Below are 18,383 nucleotides of genomic sequence, written 5' to 3' on the forward strand. Positions count from 1 at the left end.
AACCTGTGAGTGCCCCGGGCATCCCCCGTGACAGTCCTCCACGCGTTCGGGGCCCAAATCGGGCGTTGGCAGGAGCGGGTCAGACCTCGCCGAACCCCGATCGGATGAGGGCGGTGAGCTGCTCGACCGCGTCCCGCGCCTGCGGACCCCGCGCCGCGATCGTCACATCGGTCCCCTGTGCGAGCGCCAAGGTCATGATGAGCAGGAGCGACCGGGCATCCGCTCCGTTGACGGTCACTCTGGCGTCGAACGAGCTGGCGAGCTTCACCAGTTCGGCCGCGGGTCGGGCGTGCAGGCCGTCCGTGTTCACGATGGCGACCGTCGCGCTCACGACGTCCCCGTCGAGCGACTCGCTCTGTGCTGCGCCCTCGCCTCCCGACCCGTCGGCCGGTGCGGCGGGTTCACCGGCAGCCGACCGAGCGGCGGCCACCACGGCGTCGAGGGTGCCCCCGCTCTCGGCGGCCACCGCCGCTGCCACGCCGCCCTCCACGAGTGGCGCGTCGACGATGCGCACTCCGGCGCGGAGACCGTCGTCCAGAAAATCCACTGCGGTCTCCGCGGTCAGGTAGGCGGACCCGAGGTCGCAGAGCACGACCACACCGGATCCCGAGGAGGCCGCGGTGATGGCCTCGGTGACCCGGTCGAAGCTCGTGCCCACTCCCCCGTCGTCGGTTCCGCCGGCCGCCTCCAGCCGCACCCCGCGCGCCATCTGCCGGGCGAGGTCGACGAGGCCGTGCGCGATCTTCTCGCTGTGCGAGACGAAGACGATACCGACGCTCATCCCGTTTCCGCCGCATCGACAGCGGCGCGGAGGAGGAGCGCGCTCGACGAGGCACCGGGATCCCGGTGCCCCACCGCACGCTCCCCCAGGTAACTCGCGCGTCCCTTGCGGGCGACGAGGGGTTCGGTCGCCCGCGCCCCGGCCTCCGCGGCGTCGGCGGCGGCCCGGAGCACCGCGATCGGGTCTCTTCCCGACGGAAGCGCCGCCGCCGCATCCACGGCCGGCGTCCATGCGTCGACCATCGTCTTGTCCCCCGCGTCGGCCTTGCCCCGCAGCACGATGCCGTCCCGCGCCGCGGACAGCATCGCGAGCACCGCATCGCCGTCGAGCTCCACGGCGCCCGCGACGGCGCCGGACGCCTTGAGGTACGCGGTGCCGAACAGGGGCCCCGACGCGCCACCGACCGTGGAGATCAGGGTGGTCGCGACGAGCTTCAGCAGGTCGGCGGGTGTGGCGTCAAGGGGCGCGTCCTCCACCTTGGCGAGCACCGCGGTGAAGCCGCGGTCCATGTTCTCGCCGTGGTCACCGTCGCCGACGGCCCGATCGAGGGTGCTGAGCTGAGCACGGTTCGAGGCGATGACCTCCGCGCTCCGACGGATCCACTCGCGCACCCATGCCGCGTCGAGCACCACGCCGCTCACCGTCCCCACCGCAGCGCGACGGTCTGCACGGGCGCGTCCCACAACTCGAGGAGCTCGTCGTCGAGCTGCAGCAGGGAGAGCGAGAGCCCCTGCATTTCGAGGGAGGTCACGTAGTCGCCGACGAGCGTCCGTGCCACCTCGATTCCGCGCCCGGCCAGCACGTCGGCGACCCGCCGGTAGGCGATGTACAGCTCCATCGACGGAGTCCCGCCCATGCCGTTCACGAGCGCCACCACCCGGTCCCCGCTCTCGAAGGGCAGATCGTCGAGGATCGGACCGAGCAAGCGGTCGATGATCCGGTCGGCCGGCTCGATGCCGATCCGCTCCCGACCGGGCTCGCCGTGGATGCCGATACCGATCTCCACCTCGTCGTCGTCGAGCTCGAAACTGGGTTCACCCGAGTGCGGCACGATGCAGGGGCGAAGCGCGACACCCATCGACCGCGTCCGTTCGGCGACCCGGGTGGCGATCGCGGCCACTCCGTCGAGGTCATCGCCCCGCTCGGCCGCCGCCCCGGCGATCTTCTCCACGAACACCGTGCCCGCTACTCCCCGGCGACCGGCGGTATAGAGCGAGTCGCGCACCGCGACGTCGTCGCTGACGAGCACGCTCCGCACGGCGATGCCTTCGGCGTCGGCGAGATCCGCCGCCGTCTCGAAGTTCAGCACGTCTCCGGTGTAGTTCTTCACGATGTGCAGCACCCCGGCTCCCTGATCGACGGCCTGGGTCGCCGCGGCGATCGGATCGGGTGTGGGCGACGTGAACACCGGGCCGGGGACCGCGGCGTCCAGCATGCCGTACCCGACGAATCCCCCGTGCAGGGGTTCATGCCCGCTGCCTCCTCCACTGACGAGGGCGACCTTGCCCGTCCGCGGGGGCTCAGCGCGCGTGATGAACAGGGGATCCTGCGAGACGGTCACGACCCCGGGGTGGGCGGCGCCGAAACCGGCCACGGCCTCCTGCACCACTGACCGCGGGTCGTTGAGAAGTTTCTTCATCGTGCTCCTGGTTCGACGTGCTCCTGCTCCCGCAGGGCAGTCCGCTTCCTCCGGGAACTGAGCCGGACAACTGCATCGGCGTGGCTCCGCGTGCCCAATGTACGCCCATCCGCCCTCGGCGCGGCAGCGGCCCGACAGGCCAGCCGATCGGGTCGGGAAGGGCGGAATCCGGGTCGGTCTATCGTGGGACCACCGCAACGACGCGGTCGTGCCCGACGTCGTTCCCGTCCCGATCGGAAAGCAGCCCCATGACCGAATGCATCGTCGCCATCGACCAGGGCACCACCAGCACCCGGGCCATCGTCTTCGACTCCTCCGGTTCGGTCGTCTCCGTGGGCCAGCGGGAGCACGAGCAGATCTTCCCCCGGGCCGGCTGGGTGGAGCACGACCCGATCGAGATCTGGCGGAACACCCGTGAGGTGATCGGGCTCGCCCTGTCGAAGGCCGACATCACCCGGCACGACGTGGCGGCGGTGGGGATCACCAATCAGCGCGAGACGGCGGTGGTGTGGGATCGCACCACGGGCGAGCCGGTGTACAACGCGATCGTCTGGCAGGACACCCGCACGCAGTCGATCGTCGATCGACTGGCCGCGGAAGGCGGGATCGAGCGGTTCAAGTCCACGGTCGGACTACCGCTCGCCACCTACTTCTCCGGCACGAAGATCGTCTGGATCCTCGAGAACGTGGAGGGTGCCCGCGAGAAGGCGGAGGCGGGTGACCTCCTCTTCGGCACGACGGACAGCTGGATCATCTGGAACCTCACCGGCGGCACAGATGGCGGGGTTCACGTCACCGACGTCACGAACGCATCCCGCACCCTGTTCATGGACCTGGAGACGCTCGACTGGGACGACGACATCCTCGCGGTGTTCGACGTTCCACGGTCGATGCTCCCGGAGATCAAGAGCTCGTCCGAGGTCTACGGCACCGTCGAGTCGTCGAGCCTGCTGCGGGAGGTGCCCATCGCCGGCATCCTCGGCGACCAGCAAGCGGCGACCTTCGGCCAGGCGGCGTTCGACGCCGGCGAATCGAAGAACACCTACGGCACCGGGAACTTCCTCATCTTCAACACCGGCGAGGAGATCGTGCACTCGAAGAACGGGTTGCTCACCACGCTCGGGTACAAGCTGGGCGACGCCAAGCCGCACTATGCGCTCGAGGGATCCATCGCGGTCACCGGTTCGCTCGTGCAGTGGTTGCGCGACAACCTCGGCCTGATCTCCTCGGCCAAGGAGATCGAGTCGCTGGCGAAGACCGTGGACGACAACGGCGGCGTGTACTTCGTACCGGCCTTCTCCGGACTGTTCGCGCCCTACTGGCGGTCGGATGCCCGCGGCGCGCTGGTCGGCCTGACCCGCTACGTGAACAAGGGTCACATCGCTCGAGCAGCTCTGGAGGCGACGGCATTCCAGACGCGGGAGGTGCTCGACGCGGTGAACGCCGACTCGGGGGTCGACCTGGCAGAGCTCAAGGTCGACGGGGGCATGATCGCGAACACTCTGCTGATGCAGTTCCAGGCCGACATCCTCGGCGTCCCCGTCGTACGGCCCGTGGTGGCCGAGACCACGGCGCTCGGTGCCGCCTACGCCGCCGGACTCGCCACCGGCTTCTGGGGATCCCTCGACGCCCTCCGCAGCAACTGGCAGGAGGACAGCCGGTGGGAGCCCCGCATGGACGAGGCCGAGCGCGACCGTCAGCTCCGCAACTGGAAGAAAGCGGTCACGAAGACCTTCGACTGGGTCGACGAGGACGTGATCTGAGCCGCCGGTCTCACCGGTTGGTGGCGTCCACCCACTCCGTCAGCTTGGCGGCGGCCGCACCCGAGTCGATCGACTCGGCGGCCGTCTCGAGTTTCGCCTGCAGCCGGTCGAGGATGCTCACGCCGAAACGGCTCGGATCTTCGGCGAGCTCGTAGGCCACCAAACCTGCGGCGGTGTTGAGCAGCACCACGTCGCGCGCCGGTCCGTGCTCCCCCGCGAGCACCCGGCGCACCACGTCGGCGTTGTAGGCGGCATCCTTGCCGAGCAGCGACCCGATCTCGGCACGCGGAATGCCCAGGTCGAGCGGATCGAGATCGTGCTGCTTGACCGACCCGTTCGACACCTCCCAGATGCGGCTGTGTCCCGTGGTCGTGAGCTTGTCGATACCGTCGTCACCGCGGTAGACGAGGGCCGTGGCCCCGCGCGCCTGGAAGACGCCGGCCATGAGCGGCACCGCGTCGATGTTGGCAACGCCGACCGCGGACGCCTCGGGCCTCGCCGGGTTGCACAGCGGACCGAGGATGTTGAAGAGGGTCGACACCCCGAGCTCCTTGCGGGTCGCGGCCGCGTGCCGGAAGCCGGGGTGGAACAGCGACGCGAACGCGAGGGTGATCCCCGTCTCCGTGAACACCTCCGCCACCCGTTCGGCCGGAATTCCGACGTTGACGCCCAGCTCCGAGAGCACGTCGGACGCTCCGGATGCCGAGCTCGCCCCGCGGTTGCCGTGCTTCACCACCGGCACGCCCGCCGCCGCCGCGATGACCGACGCCACCGACGAGATGTTGAGAACCGCGCCGTACGGGTCACCGCCCGTGCCGACGATGTCCAGCGCGTGCGGATCGATGGGCAGGGGCACGGCGCTCTCCAGCACGGCGTCGCGGAAACCGACGATCTCGTCCACCGTTTCCCCCTTGAAGCGGAGGGCGACGAGCAATCCCGCCAGCTGCGCGGACGTGGCATTCCCCTGCATAACCTGACGCATGGCCCAGGTCGATTCCGACACTGAGAGGTCCCTGGACCCCAGCAGAGTGGTGAGCAGCGAGGGCCAGGTCGGTGTGTTTCCCATGGCCCCAGCGTAGTTCCGAGGTCCTCGCCCCGGCGGCGCAACCGGTCGACGCGCACGCGACCCCGCAATGACCGAAGGAGGGCGCCGAGTGAGACATAATGGATCTGTGACGAGCACCTCAATATCCCCAGCAACGCACGTGCCGGTCGTCAATCGGCCCAACACGGTTGCCGTTGGCACGATCGTGTGGCTCGGCAGCGAGGTCATGTTCTTCGCGGGGCTCTTCGCCATCTACTTCACGTTGCGCAGCACCTCACCGGAGCTGTTCACGTTCGAGGCGAACCGGCTGAACGTCCCGTTCGCTCTCGTCAACACCCTGATCCTGGTGTCGTCGTCGTTCACCTGCCAGTTCGGCGTGTTCGCGGCCGAGCGCCTGCAGCCGCGCTCCACCGGGTGGAAGCCGTCTCAGTGGGGCATGGTCGAGTGGTTCTTCCTCACGTACGCGCTCGGCGCGATCTTCATCGCGGGCCAGATCCTGGAGTACGCCACCCTCGTCCACGAGGGCATCGCACTGGACTCCAACGCCTACGGGTCCGCCTTCTACATGACCACCGGATTCCACGGACTGCACGTGACGGGTGGGCTCATCGCCTTCCTGCTCGTGATCGGACGCGGCTTCGCGGTGCGCAACTTCGGACACCGGGAGGCGACGAGCGCCATCGTCGTCTCCTACTACTGGCACTTCGTCGACGTGGTCTGGATCGGGCTCTTCCTGGTCATCTACGTCCTTAAATGAGCGAGCGGGAGCAGACGTACACAGCATGAGTAAAGCGACGAACCGCAAGAACCGAGCCGGCCGCCGTGGTCCACTGGCAACTGTTGCCCTTCTCGCCATCGGATTGTTCTTCACGGGCGGCGCCTACGCGCTGATCTCGAACGGCACCGCCGAGGCGCAGTCCGACATCAACTCGCAGGAGATGATCGACGAGGGCGAGAAGCTCTTCGCCGCGAACTGCGCGACGTGCCACGGAGTGAACCTCGAGGGCTCGGACATCGCCCCGACGCTGATCGGCGTGGGCGCCGCCTCGGTGGACTTCCAGGTCGGCACCGGGCGCATGCCGCTGGCCGCCAGCGGACCCCAGGGTCAGGAGAAGCCGGAGCAGTTCACCGACCAGCAGGTGAAGGCCATGGCCGCGTACGTCGCGTCCCTGTCCGTCGGCCCGCCCATCCCCGATCCCCGCTACCTGGACGAGCAGGGCGACGCGGCGAACGGCGCCGAGCTGTTCCGCATCAACTGCGCCATGTGCCACAACGTCGCGGGCTCCGGCGGTGCTCTCACCGAGGGCAAGTGGGCACCGGCAATTAACAGCACACCAGCACATACTTATGAAGCGATGATCACCGGCCCGCAGAACATGCCGGTGTTCAACGACGCGAACCTCTCACCTGAGGACAAGCGCGACATCATCACGGCACTGGCATACATCAAGGACACCCCGTCCGTGGGCGGGTACGCCCTCGGTGCGCTGGGCCCGGTTGCCGAAGGCCTCTTCGCGTGGGTGTTCGGGATGGGTGCGATTGTCGCCGTCACCGTGTGGCTCACGGCGAAGTCGAACTAGCTCGCGCTCTACGAACAGGCAGGAAAAGGAAGACCATGGCAGACGATAACGGCGGACGAGACGTGGCTGCCGCGCCCGAATCGAGGGGTGCGGCCCACCCGGTGAACGCGGTCGCCCGCGTCGACTCCGGCAGCACCGTCTCCGCAGGGACCGCCGTCGTACCGCGCGATGCACTGCAGAACCCGGGACTCCCGCCGCACCGCCCCCGCGTCACGGACGTCGATCCGAAGAAGGAACGCACCGCGGAACGCTGGGTCTACAGCCTGTTCTACCTGTCGCTCGCCGGCAGCCTGTTCACGATCGTCGCGTACTTCGCGTTCCCGATCGAGGAGAACAGCCCGGCGTCGACCCGTGCCAACAACCTCGCGCTCGGTATCGGAATCTCCCTCGCTCTCATGGCCCTCGGTATCGCCGTCGTGCACTGGTCGAAGACGCTGATGTCCAATCACGAGATGATCGACCAGCGCCACGTGACGAGCGGAAGCCCGGAGACCCGTGCGCGCGCCGTGCAGATCTTCGACGAGGCGAACAAGGAGTCGGGCCTCGGACGTCGAGCTGTTCTCCGCAACTCGCTCATCGGCGCCCTGGTCGTCTTCCCGCTGCCCGCGATCGTCTTGTTCCGCGACCTCTACCCCGGCACCGCGCCCGAGCCCGTCAGTCAGCTCAGTCACACGATGTGGGAGGAGGGGATGCGCCTCGCGCGGGACCCCTCGGGCACCCCCATCCGCGCCGCTGATGTGACCCTCGGATCCGTCTTCCACGTCATCCCGGAAGGGCTGGAGGAGGCCGAGCACAAGCTCGAGGAGAAGGCGAAGGCGGCGGTGCTCCTGATGCGCCTGCGCCCGTCCGACCTCAACGAGCTCCCCGAACGCCAAGGCTGGTCCTATGACGGGATCGTCGCATACTCGAAGATCTGCACCCACGTGGGATGCCCGGTCGCCCTGTATGAGCAGGTGACTCATCACCTGCTCTGCCCCTGCCACCAGTCCGAATTCGATGTGACCAATCACTGCGAGGTCATCTTCGGTCCGGCAGCGCGGCCACTACCCCAACTGCCCATCTCCGTTGACGCGGAAGGGTACCTGATCGCTCAAAGTGACTTCACGGAGCCGGTCGGACCGAGTTTCTGGGAGCGAGCAAGTGTCGACAACGACTGAACCGCAGCCAACCGCCACCGCACCGGCGTCGCCCGTCGGCGCACCGGCATCACCCGCCGGCGCACCGGCAGCGGGTGGGCTCGGTGGCATGACCGCCGCAGCGTCGAGCTACCTCGACGACCGCACGAGCATCTCGGCGGTCGTCAAGGAGTTCGGGCGGAAGATCTTCCCGGACCACTGGTCGTTCATGCTCGGCGAAGTGGCGCTCTACAGCTTCGTCGTCATCCTCCTGACCGGGTCGTGGCTGACGTTCTTCTTCGACCCGTCCATGACGGAGGTCGACTACGAGGGATCGTTCGTGCCGCTGAAGGGCGTCGAGATGTCGGCGGCCATGGCGTCGTCGCTCGACATCTCGTTCGACATCCGGGGCGGCCTGCTGATGCGGCAGATGCACCACTGGGCGGCTCTGCTGTTCATCGCGTCCATCGGCCTGCACATGCTGCGCATCTACTTCACCGGTGCGTTCCGCAAGCCGCGCGAGCTCAACTGGGTCATCGGCTTCGTGCTCTTCATCCTGGCCATGGCCGAGGGCTTCACCGGGTACTCGCTCCCCGACGACCTGCTCTCGGGCAACGGTCTCCGCATCATCGACGGCATGGTCAAGGGCATCCCGGTGATCGGAACCTGGATCTCGTTCCTGCTCTTCGGCGGCGAGTTCCCCGGCACCGTGATCATCCCCCGCCTGTACACCCTGCACATCCTGCTGCTGCCCGCGGTGATCGTGGCGCTCATCGCGCTGCACCTCGTGTTCGTGGTCGTGCACAAGCACACCCAGTTCGCCGGTCCCGGCAAGACGAACCAGAACGTGGTCGGCGTGCCGATCCTCCCGACCTTCGCCGCGAAGGCCGGTGGCTTCTTCTTCATCGTGTTCGGTGTCATCGCACTGATGGCCACCTTCTTCACCATCAACCCGATCTGGAACTACGGCCCCTACGACCCGTCACCGGTGTCGGCGGGGACGCAGCCCGACTGGTACATCGGATTCGCCGACGGCGCCCTCCGACTGATCCCGCCGGGACTCGAGTTCGACTTCCTGGAGCGCACCTACTCCTTCAACATCCTCATCCCGATGGCGGCCCTCGGCCTGTTCATCGTGCTGGCGATGATCTACCCCTTCATCGAATACTGGATCACCGGTGACAAGCGCGAGCACCACCTGCTCGACCGCCCGCGCAACGCTCCGGTCCGCACCGCGATCGGCGCCGCCGGCGTCACGTTCTACGGGGTGCTGTGGGCGGCGGCGAGCTCGGACCTCATGGCGACGCACTTCCACGTCGCGGTCGAGCACGTCATCCACACGCTGCAGGCCCTGGTGTTCCTCGCCCCGGTCATCGCCTTCATCGTCACCAAGCGCATCTGTCTCGCGCTCCAGAAGAAGGACCGCGAGATCGCGCTGCACGGCTTCGAGTCCGGTCGCATCGTGAAGCTGCCGGGCGGCGAGTTCATCGAGGTGCACGAGCAGCTCGACGAGTACGAGCGCTGGAAGCTGGTCAGCTACACCGACTACGCCCCGCTGATGATCCGTCCGAACAGCCGTGGCAAGATCACGGTCGCCCAGCGCGCTCGGGCCGGCGTGTCCCGCTGGTTCTTCGAGGATCGGATCGCTCCGGTCGCCTCGAAGGACCTCGAGGTCTCGCACGACAACACGCACTAGACGCCGGATCGGGCAGCGATGACCCTCGACTCACTGTCGAGATGGCTTCGCTGCCCGATCTGCTTCGCGGACCTGTCCCCCAGCGCTGCCCTGAGCCTCGCCTGCCTTCACGGACACAGTTACGACGTCGCCAAGCGCGGCTACGTGACACTCCTCCCGCCTCGCACGAAGGTGCACGGCGACTCGGCCGAGATGCTCGACGCCCGGCAGGGATTCCTCGACGCGGGCCACTACGCGCCGCTCGAGGCGGCTCTCGACGGCGTCCTCCCCCGCAGCGAGAACGAGCGGATCCTCGACGCCGGATGCGGCACCGGCCACTACCTGCGGCGTCTCCTCGGAACGCGGCCCACGGCGAACGCCCTGGCCGCGGACCTCTCCCCGTCCGCCGTGGCGCGCGCGGTGCGGAGCCCCGGCGTGCGGGTGGACGGGCTCGTCGCGGACCTGTGGGCGCCGCTTCCCCTACGGGACGCGGCCGCGACGATCCTGCTCAACGTCTTCGCCCCCCGAAACCCTCCGGAGTTCGCACGGGTGCTCGAGCGGAACGGGGTTCTGCTCGTGGTGGCGCCCGCGCCCGACCACCTGACCGAGTTGCGTTCCCGGGGGCTCGTGCTCGGGATGCAGGACGACAAGATCGCCAAGATCCAGGCGAGCCTCGTCGATCTCTTCTCGCTCGAAGAGGAGCGGGTCGTCCGCTTCCCCATGCACCTCGATCGGTCGGCGGTGGGAGCCCTCGTCGGGATGGGTCCCTCGGCCTACCACCGCACCGATGCGTCGTCGGCGGCAGCCGACGATCCGCCGGGCGATGCATCGACGGAGTCCCCGCCCGTCACCGCGGCGATGCGGGTGCTCCTCTACCGTCGCCGCTGACGGCCTAGCGGCGACGAACCAGGGTCTGCGGTTCACCGGCTGGGAGACGCACTCCCCCGCCCGCCTGGGACCGGAGAAGGTCCTGGAAATCGCCGGTGCTCATCGGCTTCGCATACAGGTACCCCTGCGCCGAGTCGCAGCCCATTGCGACCACCTCGTCCCGCTGTCGAACGGTCTCCACGCCTTCCACGGTCACGCACAGTCCGAGCACGTGGGCGAGGTTCGTCACGGCTTCGATGATGGCACCGCCCGCGGGTGCCACCCCGATGTCGGCGACGAAGGCCCTGTCGATCTTCACGATGTCGACCGGGTACTGCCGGAGATAACTGAGGGACGAGAATCCGGTGCCGAAGTCGTCGAGCGCGAGCTTGACGCCGATGTCCTTCAGTTCGGTGAGAACCGTCATCGCATAGGGTCCGTCCTCGAGCAGCATGCTCTCGGTCATCTCGAGGGTGACCACGCCGGGATCGACTTCGGCGGAGGCCAGCGTGTCGGCGACGTTCCTGCTGAATCCCGCGGACATCAGTTGTCGGGCGGATACATTCACCGCGAGCTCGAGCGGCCGGCCGGGGAACAGCGCGCGCCAGGTGCACCAATCGGTGATCGCGCGCCGGAGTACCCAGTCCCCGATCTCCTGGATGAACGAGCTCCGCTCGGCGAGGGCGATTGTGAGCAGGGCGGGCACCGGCCCCCTCGTCGGGTGCGTCCAGCGCAGCAAGGCCTCAGCGCCGATCACCGCTCCGTCCTTCACCCGGACGATGGGTTGGTAGGCGATGGCCAGTTGGTCGCCCCGGAGAGCCCCCCTCAGGTCGTGCTCGAGCTCGACGCGATCCGCGTCGGCGATGGCCTCGCGGAGGTCGAGCACCTGGTGGGCGGCACCGCCCTTGCGCTTGACCTGGTACATCGCGATGTCGGCATCCGCGATGAGCTGCTCACTGATCCCGTCCGCCTCGCCGGCGAATGCGATTCCGACGCTCGCGGTGATGGAGATCTCCACGGCCGGGGACCGTGGATCGCTCCGAAGGAGAAACGGCTCCACGAACGACTCGGTGACGCGGGCGGCGATCTGCTCCACCGCGTCGGTGGACCCGAGATCTTCGCACAGGATCACGAACTCGTCGCCGGAGATGCGGGCGAGCGTGTCCCCCGGGCGGATCAGCGTCTTCAAGCGCGAGGCGACCGCGATGAGCAGGGCATCCCCGATCGAGTGCCCGTGCGTGTCGTTGACCGACTTGAATCCGTCGAGGTCGGCGAAGAGCACGGTCGCCGGGGCGTTCGTGCGCCGCGCGCGCTGCGCGGCGTGCTCCAGTCGCTGCTGCAGGAGCACCCGGTTCGGCAATCCTGTCAGCGCATCGTGCAGGGCGTTCGTGCGGAACAACTCGGCGGTGTGCCTGCTCTCGTCCCGCGCCTGGGCGTTGACGAGGTAGGCGGAGGTCACATCCGCCAGCGTCTGTGCGGCCGCCATCGCCCACGCGTCGAGAGGGCCGGCCTCGTCGCGGAACAGGTCGAGCGCGCCGAGGTTACCGGCGTCGTGCCGCAGGGGAAAGGCGAAAACGGCGGCCATACCGACCTCCGCCGCCTTCGCCGCGAAGTCCTCGAAGCGCGAATCGGTTCCGATGTCGGACGAGACGACGGCTTCGCCCGACTCGTACGCCAGCACGCACGGGCCCTGGCGGAGGCTGGACTGGAGGCGCTCGAGCTGCAGCGCCGCGTTGTTCGACGCCGCGATGTAGTGGGGTTCGGTGGTGTCGGTCATCAGGGTCACCCCCGCTGCGGTGACCGGGAGCACATCGACGATCCTCTCGACGAGCCGGTCCAGGATGGCGTCGATGGGGAAGTCGGTGAGCATGGTGCGGGCGAACTCGGCGAGCAACGCCGCCATCTTCTCGTTGCCGTCCATCCCGGACCTCCGCCCCGATGTTCCGGAGTGCACATCAGCGCTCGATCGAGTCGAGCGGCCTGGACCTGCCAGGGCGGAGCCGAGTTGATGCTGCGCGGGGCGGCACCGGGCGATTCCGACGGCAGGTTGCGTGATCGACGACCGGGTCCGGGGGCGTCTGCTGCTCACTCTATATTCGCCGGAGCGGGAATGAGTCCCCGGACGCGATTATTCTCCTCCGCGCCGCATCAGCGATGGCTGGTCAGCGACGGCTGGTCAGCGACGGCTGGTCAGCGACGGTCGTTCAGCGGAAGCGCTTCTTGTAGAACTCCGCGGTCCTCTCATAGCCCAACCGGCTGTAGAACGCGCCCGCCCTACGGGTCGACATGGTGAGTTGACCCACCCCGCGATCGGCGCAGACGCGCTCGCACGCCCGTACCAGAGCCGATCCGGTTCCGGCTCCCCGCGCGGACGAGTCGACGACGAGTTCTTCGAGGTGACCGGACAGCCCACCGGCGTATAGGAGACGGGACACCGTGAGGTAGGCGTATCCCGTCACCCGAGCACTGTCGTCTTCAGAGACCAGCAGCACGTCGCGACCGACGCCCCGGCTCCCGAGGATGGTGTAGAAGGTGACGTCGAAGTCGTCGCGGTCCGCCGGCGGGTTGACCATGTCGAGCTGCTGACACAACCGGAATACCGCCGCGTTGTCGGCGGCGGTAGCCGAGCGGATCATGGTCCCCCTAGCGGGCGAAGTAGCCGCGGTAGTACTCGTACGTCCAACCGACGAGCGCGATCACGGTCACGAACACCCCGATGATCGCGATCCAGAATCCGACCGCGATGCCGAGCATGACCGACGCGCCACCGGCGGCGAGGACGATGGGCCACCAGCTCCACGGGCTGAAGAATCCCAGCTCCGGGTCGCCGTCGTCGATGTTCGCGTCCGAGCGGTCTTCGGGAAGCTCGGCTCCCTGGGTGTTGTAGCTCTTCTGCAGGTAGAACCCGACGAACGCGCCGAGGATCGACGTGAGCGACAGGGCGACCGTTCCCGCCGGCTCGACGTAGTCGGCTTCGAGGATGCCCCAGAGCGGGTAGATGACCGCGAGGACACCGAAGAACAGCGAGAGGATCCAGAACAGGACGGCGTTAGCCCGCACGCTACTTCACCTTTCCATCGGCGACGTCGTACGTCGGAGCATCGGGAGCATCCTTGGCCGGACCAATACCCACCGGCACGCCGGCTTCGGGGTGGTTCAGGTCGAACGCCGGGGACTCGGAGCGGATACGCGGGATCGAGGTGAAGTTGTGCCGGGGCGGCGGGCAGGACGTCGCCCACTCGAGCGAACGGCCGTAGCCCCAGGGGTCGTTCACCGTGATCTTCGGAGCCGACCGGGCCGTGAGGAACACGTTGAGGAAGAACGGCAGCATCGACACGGCGAGGATGCCTGCACCGACCGACGAGAGCTGGTTCATCCACTCCAGGTTCTCACCGGGCTGATAGGTCGCGTACCGGCGGGGCATGCCCATGACACCCAGCCAGTGCTGGATGAGGAACGTGGTGTGGAAGCCGACGAACAGCAGCCAGAAGTGGATCTTGCCGAGACGCTCGTTGAGCATCTTGCCCGTCCACTTCGGCCACCAGAAGTAGAAGCCGGAGAACATGGCGAACACGACCGTGCCGAAGACCACGTAGTGGAAGTGAGCGACGACGAAGTAGGTGTCGGACACGTGGAAGTCGAGCGGGGGCGACGCGAGGATGACACCGGTGAGGCCACCGAACGTGAAGGTGATGAGGAAGCCGATCGCCCACAGCATCGGCGTCTCGAACGTCACCGAGCCGCGCCACATGGTGCCGACCCAGTTGAAGATCTTCACACCGGTGGGCACCGCGATGAGCATGGTGGTCAGCGCGAAGAACGGCAGCAGCACGGAGCCGGTGACGTACATGTGGTGCGCCCACACCGTGACCGAGAGAGCCGCGATGGTGATGGTCGCGTAGACGAGCGTCTTGTATCCGAAGATCGGCTTGCGGCTGAAGACCGGGAAGACCTCGGACACGATGCCGAAGAACGGCAGCGCGATGATGTACACCTCGGGGTGTCCGAAGAACCAGAAGAGGTGCTGCCAGAGGATCGGTCCTCCATTCGCGGCGTCGAAGATGTGCGCGTCGAACACACGGTCCGCGCCGAGTGCGAACAGGGCGGCCGCGAGCACCGGGAACGCCATGATCACGAGGATCGACGTGACCAGGATGTTCCAGGTGAAGATCGGCATCCGGAACATGGTCATGCCGGGAGCGCGCATCGTGATGATGGTGGTGATGAAGTTCACCGCACCGAGGATCGTGCCGAAGCCCGACAGGGCGAGACCGAACACCCAGAGATTGCCGCCGACACCCGGACTGAATGTCGTGCTCGAGAGCGGGGTGTAGGCGAACCAGCCGAACGAGGCGGCGCCCTGCGGGGTGAGGAACCCGGCGACGGCGATGAGCGAGCCGAAGTTGAACAGCCAGTAGGCGAAGGCGTTGAGCCGCGGGAACGCGACGTCGGGAGCACCGATCTGCAGCGGCATGAGCACGTTGGCGAAGCCGGCGAACAGCGGTGTCGCGAACATCAGCAGCATGATCGTGCCGTGCATCGTGAAGAGCTGGTTGTACTGCTCCTTCGTCTGCACGATCTCCAGGCCGGGAGCGTAGAGCTGGGCGCGGATGACGAGCGCCATCACGCCGCCGAGGCAGAAGTAGACGAAGGAGGTGACGAGGTACAGGTACCCGATCGTCTTGTGGTCGGTGGACGTGATCCAGCCGACGAGCTGGTTGCCCTTGCGCTCCGCCTTGTTCGACTCGAGCACCTTGGCCTGGCCCTCGGGGATGCCGGTGGGCCGATTGAGAGTGGATGTCATTACGGGTCCTACTCTGATTCTTCTGCTTCGCCGGGCACGTTCACGCCGGGCAGGTTGCTGTTGCGGTCGTAATCCTGGCCGTAGTCGCCCTCGAAGCCCGCGTCGCGGAGCGATTCGATGTATGCGTCGTATTCGCCCTGCGAGACGACCTTCACCTGGAAGAGCATCTGCGAGTGGTACTCGCCGCACAGCTCGGCGCACTTACCGGTGAAGGTCCCCTCCTCCTGCGGCACGAACGACATGTAGTTCGTCACGCCGGGATAGAGGTCCTTCTTGTAGAGGAAGTTGACGACCCAGAACGAGTGCTGCACGTCGCGAGACTCGAGCACGAGCTCGACCGTGCGGTCCACCGGCAGGTACAGGGTGGGAAGCGCGTCGTAGTCGACGTTGCCGACGGGACCCTCGGGGTCGGTGGAGGCCTGCACACCGACGGAGTAGACGTTCTCGTCCACGTAGTTGAAGTCCCACGCCCACTGCTTGCCGTAGACCTCGACGGTCACGTCGGGGTCCTCGGCCCGCGTCTCGATCTTGGCCTGGTCACGCGCCGTGAAGGCGAAGAACCCGAGCACGAGGATCAGCGGCACGATCGTGTAGAAGACCTCGATGGGGAGGTTGTAGCGCAGCTGCACCGGGAGGCCGGTCTGGCCCTTGCGGCGGCGGTAGACCACCGCGGCCCAGATGGTGAGGGCCCAGGTGATCATGCCCACCACCATCAGAACGATCCACGACGTGACCCACAGTCCGATGACGTCACCGGTGTGATTGGTGGTGTCTGCGTTACCCGGCAACCAGCCCTGCAGTTGCGCCTGGGTGCACCCCGCAAGCGCAACGACGAGCGTCGCTGCCATCGGTACTGCTGCCCAACGGAATAGGCGTCTAGAGCGCACTACTGACCCTTCGAAGTGGCGGACGTTATGGGCCGAGTCTAACGCGAATTTCGGCGGGGCCTCGGACGACTCCCCCGGCGACGGCGACGATGCCGGGGGCATCGCCGGGGGGCGTGCGCGCGTGTCGTCGCCTTCGCCGGGACTCCCGGGCCGCGACTGATAGGCCCCTCCCACGAAAAAACGGTCACCTCCCGTCGGAAGGTGACCGTTTCGTCGGCGAGTGCCGCCTGATGTCAGTGGAAGGAGTCTCCGCACGCGCACGACCCGCCCGCGTTGGGGTTGTCGATGGTGAAGCCCTGCTTCTGGATGGTGTCCTCGAAGTCGATGCTCGCACCGTCGAGATACGGCACGCTCATCTTGTCGACGACGACCTCGACACCGTCGAAGTCCACCGTTGCATCGCCATCCAGCAGTCGCTCGTCGAAGTAGAGCTGGTAGATGAGGCCGGAGCAGCCACCGGGCTGAACGGCGACTCGCAGGCGGAGGTCTTCGCGACCTTCCTGGGCGAGCAGGCTCTTGACCTTGGCGGCCGCGTCGCTCGAGAGACCGACGCCGTGTGCCTTCGTCTCGGGCTGGGTGAGGGTGGTGTCGCTCATGATGGCTCCTGTTCCTGTACGACGCGCGCGAGCGCAACAACGTGCCCTCAGTGTACCTTCGTCACCCGGACGATTCCCGGGTGACGGGATGTCGGGGGAAAAGTCACTGAAGCGATCCTCGACCCGAACCTCATCTCCGCCATCCGGCCGCGGTAGTCGGCGAATCTCCCCCGGTCAGCGGGGCCGGGAGTTCAGGGCGTGCAGCAGCAGCGCTTCGGTGGCGATCGAGCGGCGCAGCACGCCGAGGTGCTGCGACTCGTTCGGACTGTGCGCCCGGGTGTCCGGGTCCTCGACTCCGGTGACCAGGATCTGGGCGTGGGGGAACACTCGCACGAGGTCGGCGATGAACGGGATGGATCCGCCGATTCCCGTCTCGACGGCGTCGCGGCCCCAAGCCTCGCGCATGGCCGCCTTGACTTCGGACATGGCCCAGCCGCTCGTGTCGACGAGGAACGGGTCCCCCAGATCGACGTCGGAGATCTCCACGTGCGCGCCGAACGGGCGGGCTCCGTCGATGTGCCGCTCGAGTGCGGCGAACGCATCCGACGACGTGGTGCCGGGTGCGATGCGCACGCTGACCTTCACGGTGACCTCGGGAAGCAGGGTGTTGGAGGCGTTGTCCACCGTGGGCGCGTCGATTCCGGTGACGGTGATCGACGGCTGAGCCCAGAGCCGACCGAGGATGGGCCCGGTGCCGAGCGGCGTCACGCCGTCGAGCAGACCCGCCTCCTCGCGCAGCCGCTCCTCGTCGTAATCCGGGGTCTCCATCGCGTGCGAGGCGAGCCCGTCGACGGCCACCGACCCGTCCTCGTCCCAGAAGGTGTTGAGGAGTCGGATCGCGGCGAGCATGGCGTCGGGCGCGGCGCCGCCGAACATGCCGGAGTGCGATGCATGATCGAGGGTGCGCACCGTCAACCGGAACGTGACGTTGCCGCGAAGCGCGACCGTGACGGCCGGGGTGTCGATGTCCCAGTTATCGGAGTCGGCGACGACGATCACGTCCGCGGCGAGGGACGAGCGGTTGTCGTCGAGGAACGTCGAGAACGACTTGGACCCGAACTCCTCCTCGCCCTCGATGAACACGGCGATCCCCAGGTCGAGGTCTCCATCGGTGGCCTCGACGAGGGCGCGGAGCGCGGCGACGTGCGTCATCACGCCCGCCTTGTCGTCGCTGGCGCCCCGCCCGTAAAGGCGGTCGCCGCGCACCGTCGGCTCGAAGGGCGGGGAGAGCCAGTCCGCGTCGTCGCCCGGGGGCTGAACGTCGTGATGCGCGTAGAGCAGGATGGTCGGGCGCCCGTTCCGGGCCGCGCGTGTGGCGATCACGGCGGGTTGGCCGAGATCGCCGGTTCCGTCGATCGCGGAGCGACGCACAGCCACGTCGTCGAAGATGCCGAGGTCGCGGAACAGCGCCGCGACCTCGTCCGCGCTCGCCGCGACGTGCGCCGGATCGAAGGCCGACCACGACACCGACGGAATGCGCACGAGTCGGGAGAGGTCCGCGATGGTGCGGGGAAGACCGAGGGTGACGATCTCGGGGATCCGTCCGGCGGCGTCCCCCGTGCCGCTCGGGGTGGGTCTCGTGCTGAAGTCGTCGTGCGGGTCGCCAAGGCTCATGGAGGTAATCTTAAGAG

General features: G+C 67.6%; 17 protein-coding genes. 6 read left to right on the top strand and 11 right to left on the bottom strand.

What is annotated here, in order from left to right:
• Positions 1 to 79: 79 nt before the first annotated feature.
• From dhaM to dhaK, 3 genes are read right to left on the bottom strand one after another with little or no spacing between them, the layout of a single operon-like run.
• Positions 80 to 781: a dihydroxyacetone kinase phosphoryl donor subunit DhaM gene (dhaM, locus tag EY822_RS00260; RefSeq protein WP_150306438.1), complete on the bottom strand. Its 702-nt coding sequence runs from the start codon at positions 779 to 781 to the stop codon at positions 80 to 82.
• Positions 778 to 1,413, bottom strand: coding sequence for a dihydroxyacetone kinase subunit DhaL (gene dhaL / locus EY822_RS00265; RefSeq protein WP_150308683.1), 636 nt, complete (start codon positions 1,411 to 1,413; stop codon positions 778 to 780). Before dhaL ends, dhaM begins: the two co-directional genes overlap by 4 nt.
• 5 nt (positions 1,414 to 1,418) lie before the next feature.
• The gene (gene dhaK, locus EY822_RS00270) at positions 1,419 to 2,420 is read right to left on the bottom strand and encodes a dihydroxyacetone kinase subunit DhaK (protein ID WP_150306439.1); all 1,002 of its coding nucleotides are present in this window, start codon (positions 2,418 to 2,420) and stop codon (positions 1,419 to 1,421) included.
• Between the two features lie 248 nt (positions 2,421 to 2,668).
• Between dhaK and glpK the strand changes: the two genes are divergently transcribed.
• Positions 2,669 to 4,183 carry a glycerol kinase GlpK gene (glpK, locus tag EY822_RS00275; protein ID WP_150306440.1) on the top strand — a complete coding sequence of 505 codons (1,515 nt, stop codon included), beginning with the start codon at positions 2,669 to 2,671 and terminating at the stop codon, positions 4,181 to 4,183.
• A 10-nt stretch (positions 4,184 to 4,193) separates the two neighbouring features.
• Here the strand turns inward: glpK and trpD are convergent, their stop codons facing one another.
• On the bottom strand, positions 4,194 to 5,249 hold the full coding sequence (trpD, locus tag EY822_RS00280; RefSeq protein ID WP_150306441.1) for an anthranilate phosphoribosyltransferase: 1,056 nt from the start codon (positions 5,247 to 5,249) through the stop codon (positions 4,194 to 4,196).
• A gap of 106 nt (positions 5,250 to 5,355) precedes the next feature.
• On the opposite strand from trpD, the gene ctaE reads away from it, so the two are divergent.
• From ctaE to EY822_RS00305, 5 genes are all read left to right on the top strand, one after another.
• On the top strand, positions 5,356 to 5,985 hold the full coding sequence (ctaE, locus tag EY822_RS00285) for an aa3-type cytochrome oxidase subunit III (protein WP_454824026.1): 630 nt from the start codon (positions 5,356 to 5,358) through the stop codon (positions 5,983 to 5,985).
• Positions 5,986 to 6,010: 25 nt separating this feature from the next.
• Positions 6,011 to 6,808: a cytochrome bc1 complex diheme cytochrome c subunit gene (gene qcrC, locus EY822_RS00290; RefSeq protein WP_150306443.1), complete on the top strand. Its 798-nt coding sequence runs from the start codon at positions 6,011 to 6,013 to the stop codon at positions 6,806 to 6,808.
• Positions 6,809 to 6,843: 35 nt separating this feature from the next.
• Positions 6,844 to 7,965, top strand: a complete 1,122-nt coding sequence (gene qcrA, locus EY822_RS00295; RefSeq protein ID WP_150306444.1) for a cytochrome bc1 complex Rieske iron-sulfur subunit — start codon at positions 6,844 to 6,846, stop codon at positions 7,963 to 7,965.
• 88 nt (positions 7,966 to 8,053) lie between these two features.
• Positions 8,054 to 9,619 carry a cytochrome bc1 complex cytochrome b subunit gene (gene qcrB, locus EY822_RS00300; RefSeq protein WP_150306445.1) on the top strand — a complete coding sequence of 522 codons (1,566 nt, stop codon included), beginning with the start codon at positions 8,054 to 8,056 and terminating at the stop codon, positions 9,617 to 9,619.
• Between the two features lie 18 nt (positions 9,620 to 9,637).
• Entirely contained in the window at positions 9,638 to 10,486 is an 849-nt protein-coding gene (locus EY822_RS00305; RefSeq protein WP_150306446.1) for a putative RNA methyltransferase, read from the top strand.
• Positions 10,487 to 10,490: 4 nt separating this feature from the next.
• Here the strand turns inward: EY822_RS00305 and EY822_RS00310 are convergent, their stop codons facing one another.
• From EY822_RS00310 to EY822_RS00340, 7 genes are all read right to left on the bottom strand, one after another.
• Positions 10,491 to 12,386 (bottom strand): putative bifunctional diguanylate cyclase/phosphodiesterase, encoded by a 1,896-nt coding sequence (locus tag EY822_RS00310; RefSeq protein WP_150306447.1) that lies wholly within the window; start codon positions 12,384 to 12,386, stop codon positions 10,491 to 10,493.
• Between the two features lie 283 nt (positions 12,387 to 12,669).
• The gene (locus EY822_RS00315; RefSeq protein ID WP_150306448.1) at positions 12,670 to 13,101 is read right to left on the bottom strand and encodes a GNAT family N-acetyltransferase; all 432 of its coding nucleotides are present in this window, start codon (positions 13,099 to 13,101) and stop codon (positions 12,670 to 12,672) included.
• A gap of 7 nt (positions 13,102 to 13,108) precedes the next feature.
• The gene (locus tag EY822_RS00320) at positions 13,109 to 13,525 is read right to left on the bottom strand and encodes a cytochrome c oxidase subunit 4 (RefSeq protein WP_150306449.1); all 417 of its coding nucleotides are present in this window, start codon (positions 13,523 to 13,525) and stop codon (positions 13,109 to 13,111) included.
• 1 nt (position 13,526) lies between these two features.
• Positions 13,527 to 15,269, bottom strand: coding sequence for an aa3-type cytochrome oxidase subunit I (gene ctaD, locus EY822_RS00325; RefSeq protein ID WP_150306450.1), 1,743 nt, complete (start codon positions 15,267 to 15,269; stop codon positions 13,527 to 13,529).
• A gap of 8 nt (positions 15,270 to 15,277) precedes the next feature.
• Positions 15,278 to 16,156: an aa3-type cytochrome oxidase subunit II gene (gene ctaC / locus EY822_RS00330; RefSeq protein ID WP_454824027.1), complete on the bottom strand. Its 879-nt coding sequence runs from the start codon at positions 16,154 to 16,156 to the stop codon at positions 15,278 to 15,280.
• Between the two features lie 233 nt (positions 16,157 to 16,389).
• On the bottom strand, positions 16,390 to 16,752 hold the full coding sequence (locus EY822_RS00335; RefSeq protein WP_150306452.1) for a HesB/IscA family protein: 363 nt from the start codon (positions 16,750 to 16,752) through the stop codon (positions 16,390 to 16,392).
• Between the two features lie 174 nt (positions 16,753 to 16,926).
• Complete coding sequence (locus EY822_RS00340; RefSeq protein WP_150306453.1) at positions 16,927 to 18,366, bottom strand: dipeptidase; 1,440 nt, start codon at positions 18,364 to 18,366, stop codon at positions 16,927 to 16,929.
• Positions 18,367 to 18,383: the final 17 nt, after the last annotated feature.

This window comes from Planctomonas psychrotolerans, from assembly GCF_008642235.1.
GTDB lineage: Bacteria > Actinomycetota > Actinomycetes > Actinomycetales > Microbacteriaceae > Planctomonas > Planctomonas psychrotolerans.